The organism is Cronobacter universalis NCTC 9529 (assembly GCF_001277175.1).
GTDB lineage: Bacteria > Pseudomonadota > Gammaproteobacteria > Enterobacterales > Enterobacteriaceae > Cronobacter > Cronobacter universalis.
Genome location: NZ_CP012257.1, coordinates 2,880,367 through 2,896,792 on the forward strand (window position 1 = coordinate 2,880,367; position 16,426 = coordinate 2,896,792).

Here is a 16,426-nt window from a genome sequence, read left to right on the forward strand (position 1 = left end):
CCGCACGCGAGCCGCTATTGATCCAGCTCACATTCCCCGGATATTTACGGCACACCAATTCAATTTGCTGTCATATAACTTTACACTGGTTTTGTTAAATAATGGTTATCAGGATATGTGAGAAATGAATAATATCGCTTCCGCCACGCTGCCCGCGTCGGTTCAACGCCCGACTTACGACCGCCGCGCCCTGCAAACCCGCATCGTGCATTTCGGCTTCGGCGCGTTTCACCGCGCGCATCAGGCGCTGCTGACCGACAGGGTGCTAAACCTGAACGGCGGCGACTGGGGCATCTGCGAGATAAGTCTTTTCAGCGGCGATGAACTGATGAGCGCGCTACGCGCCCAGGATCATCTCTATACGGTGCTGGAAAAAGGCGCTGACGGTAATCAGGCTATTATTATTGGCGCTGTAAATGAATGCCTCAACGCGAAGCTCGACGGGATGGACGCGATTATCGAGAAATTCTGCGAGCCGCAGGTCGCTATCGTCTCATTAACCATTACGGAAAAAGGCTACTGCATCGATCCCGCGACCGGCCATCTCGATACCCAAAACAGCCGTATCGCGCACGATCTTGAAAACCCGCACCAGCCGCACTCCGCGCCCGGCCTGCTCGTCGAAGCGCTGCACCGCCGCCGCGAACGCGGGCACGCGCCGTTTACCGTGCTTTCCTGCGATAACATTCCTGATAACGGCCATGTGGTGCGCGAAGCGGTGCTCGGCATGGCGCACAAGCGCGATCCGTCGCTGGCGCAATGGATTGCTGAAAACGTCACCTTCCCCGGTACGATGGTTGACCGTATCGTGCCGGCGGCGACACCGGAATCCTTACAGGAGATAGCCGATACGCTAGGCGTCGCTGACCCGTGCGCCATCAGCTGCGAGCCTTTTATTCAGTGGGTGATAGAGGATAACTTCGTCGCGGGCCGTCCCGCCTGGGAAGACGCGGGCGTGCAGATGGTGGATGACGTGCTGCCGTGGGAGCAGATGAAGTTAAGAATGCTGAACGGCAGCCACTCTTTTCTCGCGTATCTCGGTTATCTGGCGGGCTATGCGCATATTAGCGACTGTATGAACGACGCGCATTTTCGCGACGCGGCGCGCCAGCTGATGCTGCGCGAACAGGCGCCGACGCTACGGATCACCGGTGTCGATCTCACCGGCTATGCCGACAGCCTGATCGCCCGCTTCGCCAATCCGGCGCTCAAACACCGCACCTGGCAGATTGCCATGGACGGCAGTCAGAAACTGCCGCAGCGAATGCTGGATTCGGTACGCTGGCATTTGCAGCACGGCGGCGAGTGGTCGCTGCTGGCGCTGGGCGTGGCGGGCTGGATGCGCTACGTCAGCGGCGTGGATGATAACGGAGCGTCCATCGACGTACGCGATCCGCTCGCTGAAAAAATTGCGGCGCTGGCGCGCTCAGGCAGCGAAGAAGAGCGCGTCGGCGCGCTGCTGACGCTCAAGGAGGTGTTCGGCGAGGATCTGCCGCAGCATCCGCTGTTTATCCATACGCTGAACGCCGCCTGGCAGTCGCTGTGCCGCCTGGGCGCGAAAGAGGCGGTCGCACGGCTCGCGCGTCGCTGATTTTTAACCCTGAATGCTTTTAACGCGGATGCGGCCCCTGCCCGTCCGCGTTGCCTCTTCTCATGCCTGCTATTTTTATCCAGAATGACGCCTGATGATTTATTCCCGTCAGATATTTATCAGGAGCGCATGTGACCCGTACCAATCTCATTACCGGCTTTCTTGGCAGCGGCAAAACCACCACGATCCGTCATCTGCTGGCGCATAAAGATCCGGCGGAAAAATGGGCCGTCCTGGTCAATGAATTTGGCGAGGTGGGCATCGACGGCGCGCTGATGGCCGACAGCGGCGCGCTGTTAAAAGAGATCCCCGGCGGCTGCATGTGCTGCGTCAACGGCCTGCCGATGCAGGTCGGGCTCAATACCCTGCTGCGTCAGGGCAAACCCGATCGCCTGCTGATTGAGCCGACCGGGCTTGGGCACCCGAAGCAGATTCTGGATATGCTGACCTCAGAGGTTTACGAGCCTTACATTGACCTGCGCGCCACCCTGTGCCTGCTCGACCCGCGCCAGTTGCGAGATGAAAAATATGTCGCCAATGAGAATTTCCGCGACCAGCTGGCTGCGGCGGATATCATTATCGCCAATAAACAGGATCGCAGCGACGAAGCCAGTCTCGCGGCGCTGAACGCCTGGCGCGACGAACACGCCGCCGACCGTGAGCTGGTGTTCGCGACCCAGGGTGAAATCGACCCGGCGTTGCTTGATAAGCCGCGCCTGAACCTGCGTGAACTGCCCGCCAGCGCGCATCATAGCCATTCACACGCCGCGCGCAGCGGCCTTGCGGCGCTGAGCCTGCCGGGCAATCAGCGCTGGCGTCGTAGTCTGAACAGCGGACAGGGGCATCACGCCTGCGGCTGGATTTTTGATGCCGATACCGTGTTCGATACCATCGGCATACTGGAATGGGCGCGGCTGGCGCCTGCTGAGCGCGTAAAAGGCGTACTGCGTATTCCCGAAGGGCTGGTGCGTATTAATCGCCAGGGACAGGATTTTCATATTGAAACCCAGAGCGCCCCGCCGCCGGACAGCCGGATTGAGCTGATTACCGCCGCGGAAACCGACTGGAACGCCCTTCAGTCCGCCTTGTTGAAGCTTCGTTTAGACACGTCGCTTTAACGTTACCCTTTTGTGAAAATTCAGACTGCCATGACCAATACCCGTTTCCCCGCGATCCTGCTGCTTAACCTCGCAGGCGCCGTCCTTTTTCTTTCCTGGTATCCGCCGGCGCAGACCGGTTTCTGGTTTACCCTCGATGCCGGGATTTTCCACTTTTTTAATCACCTGGCCGCCGCCAGCCATGGTTTTTTATGGTTCCTTGCGATCACGAATAATCGCGCCTTTGACGGCTGCTCGCTGCTGGCGATGGGTCTGCTGCTGCTCTGGTACTGGCGTCAGGCCACGGCGTCGGGCCGCCGTCACATCATTATTATGGGTGTCGTCATGTTGCTTTCTGCGGTCGTTCTCAATCAACTGGGGCACCTGCTGCCGGTATCGCGCCCGAGCCCAACCCTGACGTTTGAAGACAGCCTGCGCGTGGGTAAAATCACAGGGATTTCCACCAAAGACGCCTCGACCGACAGTTTTCCCGGCGACCACGGCATGATGCTGCTTATATTTGCGGGATTTATGTGGCGCTATTTCGGCGGTAAAGCTTTCGCGCTGGGCCTGCTGATATTCTGTGTTTTCGCGCTACCGCGTATGATGATTGGCGCGCACTGGTTTACGGATATCGCCGTTGGCTCTTTGTCAATCATTTTTATTGGTCTTCCGTGGATTTTATTGACGCCGCTTAGCGATAAAATAATTACCTGGCTTAATAATCATCTGCCCGGTCAAAAAACAACAAATTAATAACAATTAATTAATAAATTAAAACTATTACCAACAGGGATCGTTAAGGGTCCCTGTTTATTTTATAGACACAACCTTCGCGACGCTTTTCTCAGGACTTTCATATATTCGTCATAAAAATGAATAAGTTGTCTATTTTTGCGACAAATCGTGAGTCCTTATCCTTTCTCTGCAAATGCTATACCGGGCATTACAATTTCTTATAAAAAAATAACTAAAACCACTCGCCATATGGGGTTTGTTAGGGTAATCTCGGGAGCGTTTTGCGGTTTAAGGGCATTTATTGGTAATGCAAATAAAAAGTGTGGACTGACACACAATTTAGCTCACCAGGAATTGTCTTACCCCCCAGAGCTCATTAGTCTCGGCACGTTTAGCATTTTTTATAACGATTTTTATCGTTAAGGACTTCAAGGGAAAACAAACATAATGGTCAAATCTCAACCAATCCTGAGATATATCATGCGGGCTATCCCCGCAGTCGCTGTGGCAGTTTTGCTTTCAGCATGTAGCTCTACCAATACCGCAAAAAACATGCATTCTGAGACGCATGCAGTAGGTGAAAACGACGGGCTGTTACTGCAAGCCTCTCAGGATGAATTTGAACAGATGGTTCGTACGCTGGATGTAAAATCCCGCATTATGGATCAATACGCTGACTGGAAAGGCGTGCGCTATCGCCTCGGCGGCAGCACCAAAACGGGCATCGATTGTTCGGGTTTTGTGCAGCGCACCTTCCGTGAACAGTTTGGTTTAGAACTGCCGCGCTCCACGTATGAGCAGCAGGAAATGGGCAAACCGGTCGATCGTACCCGGTTGCGCTCCGGCGATCTGGTGCTGTTCCGCGCCGGCTCTACCGGCCGTCATGTAGGCATTTACATCGGCAACAATCAGTTTGTACATGCGTCAACACGCAGCGGCGTGATGATTTCCAACATGGACGAACCGTACTGGAAGAAGCGCTATAACGAAGCGCGCCGCGTACTGAGCCGCAGTTAATTCCGGCATGACGATTTCCCTTGATCGTCCTCGCTGAACGATAAAAAACGCTGCTGATGCAGCGTTTTTTTCGTCTGTGCGCCCGCCTCGCCCTTTCCCCTCACCTGGCGCGGGATTTCTGTTAAGCTGGGTTCACACTCGTTGCTCGCACAGGAACTAAAAAGGATGTTATCCAGTCCGCCTTTTGCATCAACGCTGTCCACGCCCCGTAAAATTATTCTGGTCGGCCTTGCGACAGGCCTGGCCTTAACGTTGATTATCACGCTTGCCGCCCGCGGCTGGCTGCATCAGCAGCGGGAAAACCAGTACGACATGCTGGCGCGGGATATTCATCATTATCTGAACACCTATTTTGCGCAGCTGAAAGCGTCCGCCGACGCGCTGCAGCCGCTGACGCTTGCCGAGTGCGGCACCGTGTCGTCTGAACTCACCTCGCGCGCGGCATTTAACCTTAACGTGCGCGCCTTTTTGCTGATAAGAGACGGCGCGGCCTACTGCTCTTCGGCGACCGGCAAACTTCATCTGCCCCTTCGCGATCTCGCGCCGGATATCGATACCCGCAAAACGGTGGATATCAGCATTATCTCCGGCACGCCGATGATGCCGGATAAACCGTCCATGGTGATGTGGTTCGGCAATCCGCTCATGGAAGGCCGCGGGATCGTCACCACGCTTAACGTTAATCTCACGCCCTATCTGGTCTATACCGCGCGCCAGAACGATCTCAACGGCCTCGCGCTGGTAGCGAAAGATCGGGCGCTGACGACGTTTTCCGGCAGGGTGATGACGCCCGATGAGCTGCCCGCCAGACCGCTGCGTAGCGAGAGCGTGCATGGCTATCCGCTGAAGCTCTATCTGTATGGCGATACAATGCCCGCCGAAGACCGCCATCTGGCGCTCCTGCTGGGCTTATTAATTGGCGTGCTCGGCGGCGTGCTGACGGTCATTTTACTGGCGCTACGCGCGCGATCCGGGCGCGAGATTGTCAGCGCCATCAAGCGTAACCAGTTTTTTGTGGTCTACCAGCCGGTGGTGGACGCCGCCACGCGTCAGACCTGCGGCGTGGAAGCGCTGATGCGCTGGGAGCATCCGACTGCCGGCCTGATCCCGCCTGATGCTTTTATCAGCTTCGCCGAGGCGCAGGGGCTTATCGTCCCTTTAACCCGCCACTTATTTAAACTGATCGCGCAGGATGTGCCGCGCCTGCAGCAGTCGCTGCCGCCCGGCGCCAAGCTCGGCATTAATATTGCGCCCGGTCATCTTCATTCCGAACAATTCAAAGCGGATATCCAGAAACTGCACGCCTCGCTGCCGCCGGATTACTTTCATCTGGTGTTTGAGATAACCGAGCGCGATATGATTCGCGAAGAAGAAGCGCTGGATCTTTTTCAGTGGCTTCATCAACAGGGCCATGAGATCGCGGTGGATGACTTTGGCACCGGCCACAGCGCGCTTATCTACCTTGAGCGCTTCACGCTGGATTATCTGAAAATCGATCGCGGTTTTGTGAATGCGATCGGCACCGAAACGATCACCTCGCCGGTGCTGGATGCCGTAATTAGCCTTGCGAAACGCCTGAGTATGGCGACGGTGGCCGAGGGTGTGGAGACCCAGGAGCAGGCGAAGTGGCTGACCGCGCGCGGCGTGAACTTTTTACAGGGTTACTATTTCAGCCGTCCGGTGCGTGCCGCTGATTTGCCGGCCAGCATGAAAGAAGCCGACGCATAACGCGGGGCTATTTCACAATCGCGCGCGGCTCCCTTATTATGCTGCCATGCGGTTACCGCGCCCGTTCTGGCCCCGGAGAAGGACACATCACCTCAATGATTGCACGCGCGTTCGTTTTGCTCTTTCTGGTGTTCAGCGCTGTTTGCCAGGCGCAGACCATCCATGAAAGTTACTCCCTGGCGGTGCTCGGGGAGCCAAAATATGTCGTCAACTTCACCCACTTCGATTACGTCAATCCGGCCGCCCCGAAAGGCGGCAACATCACGCTTGCCGCCATCGGCACATTTGATAACTTCAACCGCTACGCGCTGCGCGGCAACCCTGGCGTGCGCACCGAAGCGCTTTACGACGCGCTCTTTACCAGTTCCGACGACGAGCCGGGCAGTTACTATCCGCTGATTGCCGAGATGATCCGCTACCCGGACGACTTTTCGTGGGCGGAGGTGACGATAAACCCGCAGGCGCGCAACCACGACGGCTCCCCTATTACCGCGAAAGATGTGGCGTTCACCTTTCATAAATTTATGACCGAAGGCGTGCCGCAGTTCCGGCTCTACTACAAAGGCACGACTATCAAGGCCATCGCGCCGCTGACCGTGCGCATTGAACTCGGACAGCCCGGCAAAGAAAATATGCTGGGCCTGCTGACGCTGCCGGTGATGCCGGAGAAATTCTGGCGCGACCATAAGCTTAGCGATCCGCTCGCCACGCCGCCGCTGGCGAACGGCCCTTACCGCGCCACCCAGTGGCGTCTGGGGCAGTACATTGTCTATTCCCGCGTGAAGGATTACTGGGCCGCCAACCTGCCCGTAAACCGCGGCCGCTGGAATTTCGACACCATTCGCTACGACTACTATCTGGATGACAACGTCGCTTTCGAGGCGTTTAAAGCGGGCGCGTATGACTTCCGCCCGGAAACCAGCCCGAAAAACTGGGCGACGCGCTATACCGGCAGTAATTTTGACCGCGGCTATATCGTCAAAGACGAGTTTGAGAAAACCACCGCCCAGGACGCGCGCTGGCTGGCGTTTAATATTCAGCGGCCTTTCTTCGCCGACCGGCGCGTGCGCGAGGCGATTTCGCTCGCCTTTGATTTCGAATGGATGAATAAGGTGTTGTTCTATAAAGCCTGGCGACGCCCGAACAGCTATTTCCTGAATACCGACTACGCGGCGCGCCACTATCCTGACGCCGACGAGCTCACGTTGCTCGCGCCGCTCAAAAAAGAGGTGCCGCCGGACGTCTTTACCCGCATCTACGAGCCGCCGGTGTCGCGCGGCGACGGCTTTGACAGAGAGAATCTCATCAAAGCGCTGGCGCTGCTGAAAGAAGCGGGTTGGGAGCTTAAAAATAACAAGCTGGTGAACCGCGAAACCGGCAAGCCGTTTACGTTTGAACTGCTGCTGGGTTCAGAAGGCAATAACCAGTGGGTGTTACCCTTCCAGCACAGCCTGGCGCGGCTGGGCATCACGATGAACATCCGCCAGGTGGATAACTCACAGCTCACCAACCGGCTGCGCAAACGCGATTTCGATATGATGCCGACGCTCTATCGCGCCGCGCCCTGGCCCGATACCGGCTTGCAGATAAGCTGGGCCTCAGACTATATCGATTCTTCATGGAATACCCCCGGCGTGCAGAACCCGGCGGTGGATAAACTGATAGCGCAGATCATCGCAAACCAGGGCAATCAGCAGAAGCTGCTGCCGCTCGGCCGTGCGCTTGACCGCGTGCTGACCTGGAACTACTACATGATCCCGATGTGGTACGCCGCGGCGGATCGCGTGGCGATGTGGAACAAATTCTCGCGCCCCGCCACCAGCCCTCTCTACACGATTGGCTTTGATACGTGGTGGTATGACGTCAATAAAGCCGCCACGCTGCCAGAAGCGCGGCGCTGAGGAAAATTATGGGCGCTTACCTGCTTCGCCGCTTACTGCTGCTGATCCCGACACTCTGGGCCATCATCACGCTTAACTTTTTCATCGTCCAGATAGCGCCCGGCGGCCCGGTGGATCAGGCCCTCGCCGCTATCCAGTTTGGCAGCGCCAGCGGCATCCCCGGCGTTCAGAACGGCGGGATGCAGAGCAGCCGCCCGCAAAACGGCGTGCTGAACGTTAACGAGAGCCACTACCGCGGCGCTCGCGGGCTCGACCCGGAAGTGGTCGCCGAAATCACCCACCGTTACGGGTTCGACAAACCGCTGCATGAGCGATACCTGAAAATGCTGTGGGATTACGCGCGTTTCGATTTTGGCAACAGCCTGTTTCGCAGCGCGTCGGTCATCGATTTGATTAAAAACAGCCTGCCGGTCTCGGTCACGCTTGGCCTGTGGAGCACGCTGATAATCTATCTGGTGTCGATTCCGCTCGGTATCCGCAAGGCGGTTAACAGCGGCAGCCGCTTCGACGTCTGGAGCAGCGTGGCGATTATCACGGGTTACGCCGTTCCCGCGTTTTTGTTCGCCATTTTATTAATTGTCGTTTTCGCCGGCGGCACCTGGTTCGATCTCTTCCCGCTGCGCGGGCTGGTCTCGGCCAACTTCGACACGCTGCCCTGGTATCAGAAAATCACCGATTATCTCTGGCACATTACGCTGCCGGTGCTGGCGACGGTGATTGGCGGCTTCGCGACGCTCACTATTCTTACCCGCAACGCGTTTCTCGATGAGATCCGCAAGCAGTATGTGGTGACGGCCCGCGCCAAAGGCCTGGGCGAGCAGCAGATCCTCTGGCGTCATGTGTTTCGCAACGCCATGCTGCTGGTGATCGCGGGCTTCCCGGCGACGTTTATCAGCATGTTTTTCACCGGTTCGGTGCTGATTGAGGTGATTTTCTCGCTTCAGGGCCTCGGGCTGCTGGGCTATGAAGCCACCGTGTCGCGCGATTATCCGGTGATGTTTGGCACGCTCTATATTTTCACCCTGGTCGGCCTGCTGCTGAATATCCTGAGCGATATCACTTACACGCTTGTCGACCCACGCATTGATTTCGAGAGGCGCGGATGAGAAGACTCAATCCGGTCAACGAGGCGCGCTGGGCGCGATTTCGCCATAACCGGCGCGGCTACTGGTCGCTATGGATTTTCGCGGTCATTTTTGCGTTAAGCCTCTGCGCCGAACTTATCGCCAACGATAAACCCCTGGCGGTGCATTACCAGGATCGCTGGTATTTCCCGCTTATCCATAACTACAGCGAAAGCGATTTTGGCGGCCCGCTCGCCACGCCTGCCGATTATCAGGACCCGTGGCTGCAACACCGGCTTAAGAAAAACGGCTGGGTGCTGTGGGCGCCGGTGCGTTTTAGCGGCACCGCGATTAATTTCGCGTCTGATCACCCCTTCCCTGCCCCGCCGTCGGCGCAAAACTGGCTTGGCACCGATGCCAACGGCGGCGATGTGCTGGCGCGCATTCTGTATGGCACGCGTATTTCACTGCTGTTCGGTCTGATGCTGACGCTCTGCGCCAGCGCCATCGGCATTACCGTTGGCGCAATTCAGGGCTACTACGGCGGCAAAATCGATCTGTTCGGCCAGCGCTTTATCGAGATCTGGTCCGGCATGCCGACGCTGTTTCTGATCATTATCCTCTCAAGCGTGGTGCAGCCGGGCTTCTGGTGGCTGCTTTTGATAACCGTGCTGTTCGGCTGGATGACGCTGGTGGGCGTGGTGCGCGCCGAGTTTCTGCGTACCCGCAATTTTGACTATATCCGCGCCGCCCAGGCGCTTGGCGTCAGCGACCGCGCGATTATCTGGCGTCATATGCTGCCGAACGCGATGGTGGCGACGCTCACATTTCTGCCGTTTATTCTCTGCGGTTCGATTACCGTGCTGACGGAGCTTGATTTCCTGGGCTTCGGGCTGCCGCTCGGCTCGCCGTCGCTTGGCGAACTGCTTTTGCAGGGCAAGAATAACCTCGAAGCGCCCTGGCTTGGCCTCACCGCCTTTTTCTCGCTGGCGATTTTACTGTCGTTACTCATTTTTATCGGCGAAGCGGTTCGCGACGCCTTCGATCCCGGTAAGGCGGTCTGATATGGCGCACCCTCTGCTTTCCATCGACAATCTTTCCATCGCGTTTCGCCAGCAGGGCGTTGAGCGCCAGGTGGTGGATTCGCTGTCGCTGGCTATTGAGCCGGGCGAAACCCTGGCGCTGGTGGGCGAATCGGGCTCCGGCAAAAGCGTCACGGCGCTTTCCGTACTGCGCCTGCTGCCATCGCCGCCGGTGGTCTATCCGCAGGGCGACATCCGCTTTCAGGGCCAGTCGCTGCTGAACGCCAGCGAGCGCGAACTGCGCGCGGTGCGCGGCAACCAGATAGCCATGATTTTCCAGGAGCCGATGGTCTCCTTAAACCCGCTGCATAGCGTAGAAAAACAGCTCTATGAAGTGCTCTCGCTGCACCGCGGCATGCGCCGCGAGCCCGCGCGCGCTGAGATCATTACCTGCCTTGAGCGCGTCGGCATCCGCAACGCCTCTCAGCGGCTGAACGATTTTCCGCACCAGCTTTCGGGCGGCGAGCGTCAGCGCGTAATGATCGCCATGGCGCTGCTGACCCGCCCGGCCCTGCTCATCGCCGATGAACCGACCACCGCGCTGGACGTCACGGTGCAGGCGCAGATCCTGCAACTGCTGGCGGAGCTTAAGCGCGAACTCAATATGGGGCTGCTGTTCATCACCCATAACCTGAATATCGTCAAACGGCTGGCGGATAACGTGGCGGTGATGCAGAACGGACGCTGCGTGGAGCAAAACCGCGCCGCGGCGCTGTTCGCAGCGCCCGCGCATGACTATACCCGTCGCCTGATTAACGCCGAGCCGGACGGCTCTCCGGTGCCTCTTCCTGAGCCCGCCGTGCCTTTACTGACTGTGCGAGGATTGAGCGTGGCGTTTGAAAAGCGTCGCGGGCTGTTCAGGCGCATCGCGGGCTTTCATCATGCGCTTAACAACTTAAGCTTTACGCTGCATACAGGGGAAAGCCTGGGACTGGTGGGCGAATCGGGATCGGGCAAGAGTACGTCAGGGCTCGCGCTGCTGCGCCTTATCGCCTCACAAGGCGAGATTGTCTTCGACGGGCATCCGCTGCATCAGCTTAACCGCCGCGCGCTGCTGCCGCTGCGCCGCCGCATTCAGGTGGTGTTCCAGGATCCGAACTCATCGCTCAACCCGCGTCTTGATGTGCAAAGCATTATCGCCGAAGGGCTGCGCGTGCATCAGCCGGCCCTCACCCCGGCCCAGCGTGAAGCGCAGGTGATTGACGTGATGCGTGAAGTGGGTCTCGATCCCGAAACGCGCCATCGCTACCCGAGCGAATTTTCCGGCGGCCAGCGCCAGCGCATCGCCATCGCGCGGGCGCTGATCCTCAAACCAGAGCTGCTGATCCTGGATGAACCGACGTCGTCGCTCGATCGCACCGTGCAGGCGCAGATCCTGGCGCTGCTGAAAAAGCTACAGCGCGAGCATCAGCTCGCTTACCTGTTTATCAGTCACGATCTCCAGGTGGTGCGTTCGCTGTGTCATCAGGTAGTGGTGTTACGTCAGGGCGAGGTGATTGAGCAGGGCGACTGTCAGACTATTTTCGCCGCCCCGCGTGAGGCTTATACACGCGAGCTGTTAACGCTGCGCTGACGCTCAGAAAGGATTCTGACCGGAAAACGGCTCGGCAATGGCCACGCCGAAATTCTTGAGGCGGCAGGTGGCCGCGAATTCATCCTGATGGTTTACGAACAGACACGGCTCGCCTTCGCACTCCAGCACAGAACAATCGACCGAAATATCGCTCAGCGCCTGGCTGAGTTTATGCATCACCGGCCAGGCTTTTTCGCCATCCGGGCTTAACAGGCGCAGGCCGACCAGACAGTTGTCGCAGTCCGGGCCCTGATGCGGAATCGGTTCAACTTTTGAACCGGCGAAACCCGCCCGCCACCGATAGCTCTGCGGCAAGCGATGTACGATAGAGAGTTGTAGCGTATTCAAGATAGCGTCCCCGGAAACATAAATTTTACAAGTCATTCACATAAAGATTAACACATGTTGACAAAAAGTGATCGCGTCAACAAAGAAAACGGTTTCATTGCAAGCGTTCGCAGGTTATTTCATCACCAGCGAGGCGGTTATTTTGTGCGGTGGCTCGCATTTTGGCGCTATATGTACCCCGTTACGCGCCACGACACAACCTTTTTTAATACAAGGCTGTGACTTTTTACACGATATATTTTTACATTCAGGAAACGAAAATGGCTTACAGAAGGGCGTCAGAGGGGATCATTAAGAGAGGTAGAGGCGGGAGAAAAACTCCCGCGAGAGATCAGGCAGCGCGTCGGCGAGGACGGCTTGCGTAGAGGTAGAAAAGAATCGAGCAGGTGGCGCAGAAGAAGATAGAGAGCAGCATCGGCCAGGCGGAATTGAACGTCGCCGTGGAAAGCAGCGCGCCCATAATCGCCCCAATCCCGAAGCGGAACGTGCCCGCCAGCGACGACGCCGTGCCCGCCATATGCGGGAATTCATCCAGGATCACCGCCATCGCGTTGGACGCCACCAGCGACACGCAGCCGACAAACGCCGCCACGCCCAGCACCAGCGACCAGAAACCGACATCGAACTGCGCGCTAATCACCAGCCACACCGCCATCGCGAACTGAATAAACAGCCCGGCGCGGAACATTTTCAGCGCGCCCACGCGGCGCACAAAGCGGCTGTTGATGATGGTCATGACGAACAGAAACACGATATTCAGCGCGAAGTAATAACCAAAATGCTGCGGCGAAACGTGGTTCAGTTCGATATAGACAAACGGCCCGGCGCTTAAAAACGAGAACATACCCGCAAAGCTGAAGCCGCTCGCCAGCATATAGCTCAGGACGCGCTTATGGCGAAACAGCGTAGCGAAGTTGCCAAGCGTGGTGCGGAAGTGAAACTTCTGGCGGCGCTCCACCGGCAGCGTTTCGCGGATAAGAAAGAAAATCATGGCGCAGGCCAGCAGCGCCAGCACCGCGAGGATCCAGAAAATAACGTGCCAGTTAAACCAGACCAGCACCGCCCCGCCCGCCATCGGCGCCAGCAGCGGCGCGATGGTGGTCACCAGCATCACGAACGACATCATGCGCGAGAACTCTTCCTTCGGGTAGATATCGCGCATCAGGGCGTTGATCACCACGCTTGCCGCCGCGGCGGAGAGCCCGTGCAGGAAACGCATATAGATGAGCTGATCGATAGTCTGCGCCAGCGCACACGCGATGGCAGCCGCCGCGAAGATCAGCGTGCCACCGAGGATCACCGGCTTGCGTCCCAGGCTGTCGGCCATCGGGCCATAAAAAAGCTGGCCGATGGCGAAGCCCAGAATATAGGTGCTGAGCGTCATCTGGGCGCTGCCCGCCTCGACGCCAAACTCGCTGGCGATAACCGGCAGCGCCGGGAGATACATATCGATAGAGAGCGGCATCAGCATGGCCAGCAGGCCAAGAATAAACACAATACCCAGCGACGAATTCTGCCTGGTGGTCACAGTCGACTCCTGAAATTAGCGTGACGGCATGCCAACGCTGGCAATTTCGTCTTCGGTTAACGGGCGGTATTCGCCAGGCGCAAGCTCAGGATCGAGTTCAATCGCCCCAATGCGCTCGCGATGCAGACCGACAACATGGTTACCCACCGCCGCAAACATACGCTTCACCTGATGATAGCGGCCTTCGCTGATGGTAAGACGCACTTCGGTCGGCGTGATCACTTCAAGCTGCGCCGGTTTGGTGAGATCTTTTTCGTTATTCAGCTGCACGCCTTTGGCGAACAGCGCCGCGGTATCATCCGCCACCGGCGATTCCAGCGTCACCAGATAGGTTTTCTCGCAGTGGTGGCGCGGCGAGGTGATGCGGTGCGACCACTGGCCGTCGTCAGTCATCAGCACAAGACCGGTGGTGTCGATATCCAGCCGTCCGGCGGCGTGCAGCTTATGCGCGACCGGCTCGTCCAGGAAATAGAGCACCGTCGGATGATCCGGATCGTCGGTGGAGCAGACGTAGCCCTGCGGTTTATTCAGCATAAAATAGCGCGGGCCATTCTGCTGGGTCAGCGGATTGCCGTCATACTCAATTCCGTGGTCCGGCAGCAGTTTAAAAGCGGTGTCTTTTACAATGTCGCCATTCACCGTGACCCGGCTGGCGCGAATTTCGCGGCCAGCAATAGCGCGGCTGACGCCAAGCTGCTGGGCGATAAATTTATCAAGTCGCATTACGTTTATAAGCCTGTTGTTGATGCAGTTCCGACGCGGGGGCGGGCAAAGCGCCCGTCAATGTTCTTGAAGCGGAATCAGAGCCGTCAGTATAACGGGCAATGGCCCGCTCACAAGATGAAAATGATTCGTGGCATAATATTAGCGTGATCCCTATTTCTGCAGGCCCCATGTCTTTTACTTTACGTCCCTACCAGCGCGAAGCGGTGGATGCCACCCTGAATCATTTTCGCCGCCACGACGCGCCAGCGGCGATCGTTCTGCCGACCGGCGCAGGCAAAAGCCTGGTGATCGCCGAACTGGCGCGGCTCGCGCGCGGCCGCGTGCTGGTGCTCGCCCATGTGAAAGAGCTGGTGGCGCAAAACCATGCGAAATATCTGGCGCTCGGGCTTGAGGCGGATATTTACGCGGCCGGTCTCGCGCGCAAAGAGAGCCACGGCAAGGTCGTGTTCGGCAGCGTGCAGTCGGTGGCGCGCAACCTCGACCATTTTCAGGGAGAATTCTCGCTGGTGATTGTCGATGAGTGCCATCGCATCAGCGATGACGACGACAGCCAGTATCAGCAAATTCTCACGCACCTGCGTAAGCAGAACCCGCGCCTGCGGCTGCTGGGGCTGACCGCCACGCCGTTTCGCCTCGGCAAAGGCTGGATTTACCAGTTCCATTATCACGGTATGGTGCGCGGCGATGAAAAAGCGCTGTTTCGCGATTGCATCTATGAACTGCCGCTGCGCTATATGATTAAGCACGGCTACCTGACGCCGCCGGAGCGCCTTGATATGCCCGTGGTGCAATATGATTTCAGCCGCCTGCAGGCCCAGAGCAACGGGCTCTTCAGCGAGGCCGATCTCAACCGCGAGCTGAAACAGCAGCAGCGCATCACGCCGCATATCGTGAGCCAGATTGTCGAATTCGCCGCCGACCGCCGCGGCGCGATGATTTTCGCCGCGACCGTTGAGCACGCGCGCGAAATCACCGGCCTGCTGCCGGCGGGCGAAGCGGCGTTGATTACCGGCGAAACGCCGGGTCGCGAGCGCGACGCGATTATCGAGGCGTTCAAAGCCCAGCAACTGCGTTTTCTCGTCAACGTGGCGGTACTCACCACCGGCTTTGACGCGCCGCATGTCGATCTCATCGCTATTCTGCGCCCGACCGAATCGGTCAGCCTCTATCAGCAGATTGTCGGACGCGGGCTGCGATTGTCGCCGGGCAAAAAAGATTGCCTGATCCTCGATTACGCGGGCAACCCGCACGATCTCTACGCGCCGGAAGTGGGCGCGCCGAAGGGCAAAAGCGACAACGTACCGGTGCAGGTCTTCTGCCCCGCCTGCGGTTTCGCCAACACCTTCTGGGGCAAAACCACGGCGGACGGCACGCTGATTGAGCATTTCGGCCGCCGCTGCCAGGGCTGGTTTGAAGATGACGAGGGCCACCGGGAGCAGTGCGACTACCGCTTCCGCTTTAAAAACTGCCCGCACTGCAACGCGGAAAACGATATCGCCGCGCGGCGCTGTCGCGAATGCAACGAGGTGCTGGTAGACCCGGACGATATGCTGAAAGCGGCGCTGAAGCTAAAAGACGCGCTGGTGCTGCGCTGCGGCGGGATGCAACTTCAGCCGGGCGCCGACGAGAAAGGCGAATGGCTGAAAGTGACCTATTACGATGAGGACGGTGCGGACGTCAGCGAACGTTTTCGCCTGCAGACGCCCGCGCAGCGCACCGCCTTCGAACAGCTTTTTATTCGCCCGCACACCCGCACGCCGGGCGTGCCGCTGCGCTGGATAACCGTCAACGATATCGTCGCCCAGCAGGCGCTGCTGCGTCACCCCGATTTCGTGGTGGCAAGGCTCAAAGGCCAGTACTGGCAGGTGCGTGAAAAGGTGTTCGATTATAACGGCCGGTTCCGCCGCGCCAATGAATTACGCGGTTAGCGGCGGTTTTCATTGCCCCTGCGCGCTCGAATAGCTATAATGCCGCCCGCTTTTGCATCCGCAAAGCCAGTCATTTGCCTGTTGCTGGGTCGCCTGTAACAGGTT

General features: G+C 58.0%; 13 protein-coding genes. 10 read left to right on the forward strand and 3 right to left on the reverse strand.

The window, feature by feature from the left end; genetic code table 11:
- The first annotated feature begins 124 nt into the window (after positions 1 to 124).
- From AFK65_RS13310 to yejF, 9 genes are all read left to right on the forward strand, one after another.
- A complete protein-coding gene (locus AFK65_RS13310; RefSeq protein WP_007699743.1) occupies positions 125 to 1,591 on the forward strand; it encodes a mannitol dehydrogenase family protein in 1,467 nt (488 codons plus the stop codon).
- Between the two features lie 131 nt (positions 1,592 to 1,722).
- Positions 1,723 to 2,709, forward strand: coding sequence for a CobW family GTP-binding protein (locus AFK65_RS13315; RefSeq protein ID WP_007699745.1), 987 nt, complete (start codon positions 1,723 to 1,725; stop codon positions 2,707 to 2,709).
- A gap of 30 nt (positions 2,710 to 2,739) precedes the next feature.
- Positions 2,740 to 3,444, forward strand: coding sequence for a phosphatase PAP2 family protein (locus AFK65_RS13320; RefSeq protein WP_007699748.1), 705 nt, complete (start codon positions 2,740 to 2,742; stop codon positions 3,442 to 3,444).
- Between the two features lie 429 nt (positions 3,445 to 3,873).
- Positions 3,874 to 4,443 (forward strand): bifunctional murein DD-endopeptidase/murein LD-carboxypeptidase, encoded by a 570-nt coding sequence (gene mepS, locus AFK65_RS13325; RefSeq protein WP_004387441.1) that lies wholly within the window; start codon positions 3,874 to 3,876, stop codon positions 4,441 to 4,443.
- A gap of 165 nt (positions 4,444 to 4,608) precedes the next feature.
- A complete protein-coding gene (locus AFK65_RS13330) occupies positions 4,609 to 6,171 on the forward strand; it encodes a cyclic di-GMP phosphodiesterase (RefSeq protein WP_007699753.1) in 1,563 nt (520 codons plus the stop codon).
- A 95-nt stretch (positions 6,172 to 6,266) separates the two neighbouring features.
- Entirely contained in the window at positions 6,267 to 8,072 is a 1,806-nt protein-coding gene (locus AFK65_RS13335) for an extracellular solute-binding protein (RefSeq protein WP_007699755.1), read from the forward strand.
- A gap of 8 nt (positions 8,073 to 8,080) precedes the next feature.
- Positions 8,081 to 9,178, forward strand: a complete 1,098-nt coding sequence (locus AFK65_RS13340; protein WP_007699756.1) for a microcin C ABC transporter permease YejB — start codon at positions 8,081 to 8,083, stop codon at positions 9,176 to 9,178.
- The gene (locus AFK65_RS13345; protein ID WP_007699758.1) at positions 9,175 to 10,200 is read left to right on the forward strand and encodes a microcin C ABC transporter permease; all 1,026 of its coding nucleotides are present in this window, start codon (positions 9,175 to 9,177) and stop codon (positions 10,198 to 10,200) included. Before AFK65_RS13340 ends, AFK65_RS13345 begins: the two co-directional genes overlap by 4 nt.
- A gap of 1 nt (position 10,201) precedes the next feature.
- The gene (gene yejF / locus AFK65_RS13350) at positions 10,202 to 11,791 is read left to right on the forward strand and encodes a microcin C ABC transporter ATP-binding protein YejF (protein WP_038856726.1); all 1,590 of its coding nucleotides are present in this window, start codon (positions 10,202 to 10,204) and stop codon (positions 11,789 to 11,791) included.
- A 3-nt stretch (positions 11,792 to 11,794) separates the two neighbouring features.
- Here yejF and AFK65_RS13355 read toward each other — a convergent pair whose 3' ends face one another.
- The 3 genes from AFK65_RS13355 to rsuA form a co-directional block, all read right to left on the reverse strand.
- Positions 11,795 to 12,139 (reverse strand): YejG family protein, encoded by a 345-nt coding sequence (locus AFK65_RS13355; protein WP_007699763.1) that lies wholly within the window; start codon positions 12,137 to 12,139, stop codon positions 11,795 to 11,797.
- A gap of 331 nt (positions 12,140 to 12,470) precedes the next feature.
- A complete protein-coding gene (locus AFK65_RS13360; RefSeq protein ID WP_038856725.1) occupies positions 12,471 to 13,667 on the reverse strand; it encodes a Bcr/CflA family multidrug efflux MFS transporter in 1,197 nt (398 codons plus the stop codon).
- A gap of 15 nt (positions 13,668 to 13,682) precedes the next feature.
- Complete coding sequence (rsuA, locus tag AFK65_RS13365; RefSeq protein WP_038856723.1) at positions 13,683 to 14,390, reverse strand: 16S rRNA pseudouridine(516) synthase RsuA; 708 nt, start codon at positions 14,388 to 14,390, stop codon at positions 13,683 to 13,685.
- Positions 14,391 to 14,560: 170 nt separating this feature from the next.
- On the opposite strand from rsuA, the gene AFK65_RS13370 reads away from it, so the two are divergent.
- Entirely contained in the window at positions 14,561 to 16,321 is a 1,761-nt protein-coding gene (locus AFK65_RS13370) for a DEAD/DEAH box helicase (RefSeq protein WP_038857151.1), read from the forward strand.
- The last annotated feature ends 105 nt before the right edge of the window (positions 16,322 to 16,426 follow it).

Excerpts from the sequence above, each read along its gene's own strand:
- yejF (WP_038856726.1), top strand. The coding sequence starts at position 10,202 with ATGGCGCACCCTCTGCTTTCCATCGACAATCTTTCCATCGCGTTTCGC.
- AFK65_RS13370 (WP_038857151.1), top strand. The coding sequence starts at position 14,561 with ATGTCTTTTACTTTACGTCCCTACCAGCGCGAAGCGGTGGATGCCACC.
- AFK65_RS13330 (WP_007699753.1), top strand. The coding sequence starts at position 4,609 with ATGTTATCCAGTCCGCCTTTTGCATCAACGCTGTCCACGCCCCGTAAA.
- AFK65_RS13320 (WP_007699748.1), top strand. The coding sequence starts at position 2,740 with ATGACCAATACCCGTTTCCCCGCGATCCTGCTGCTTAACCTCGCAGGC.
- AFK65_RS13340 (WP_007699756.1), top strand. The coding sequence starts at position 8,081 with ATGGGCGCTTACCTGCTTCGCCGCTTACTGCTGCTGATCCCGACACTC.
- mepS (WP_004387441.1), top strand. The coding sequence starts at position 3,874 with ATGGTCAAATCTCAACCAATCCTGAGATATATCATGCGGGCTATCCCC.
- AFK65_RS13335 (WP_007699755.1), top strand. The coding sequence starts at position 6,267 with ATGATTGCACGCGCGTTCGTTTTGCTCTTTCTGGTGTTCAGCGCTGTT.
- AFK65_RS13310 (WP_007699743.1), top strand. The coding sequence starts at position 125 with ATGAATAATATCGCTTCCGCCACGCTGCCCGCGTCGGTTCAACGCCCG.
- rsuA (WP_038856723.1), bottom strand. The coding sequence starts at position 14,390 with ATGCGACTTGATAAATTTATCGCCCAGCAGCTTGGCGTCAGCCGCGCT.
- AFK65_RS13345 (WP_007699758.1), top strand. The coding sequence starts at position 9,175 with ATGAGAAGACTCAATCCGGTCAACGAGGCGCGCTGGGCGCGATTTCGC.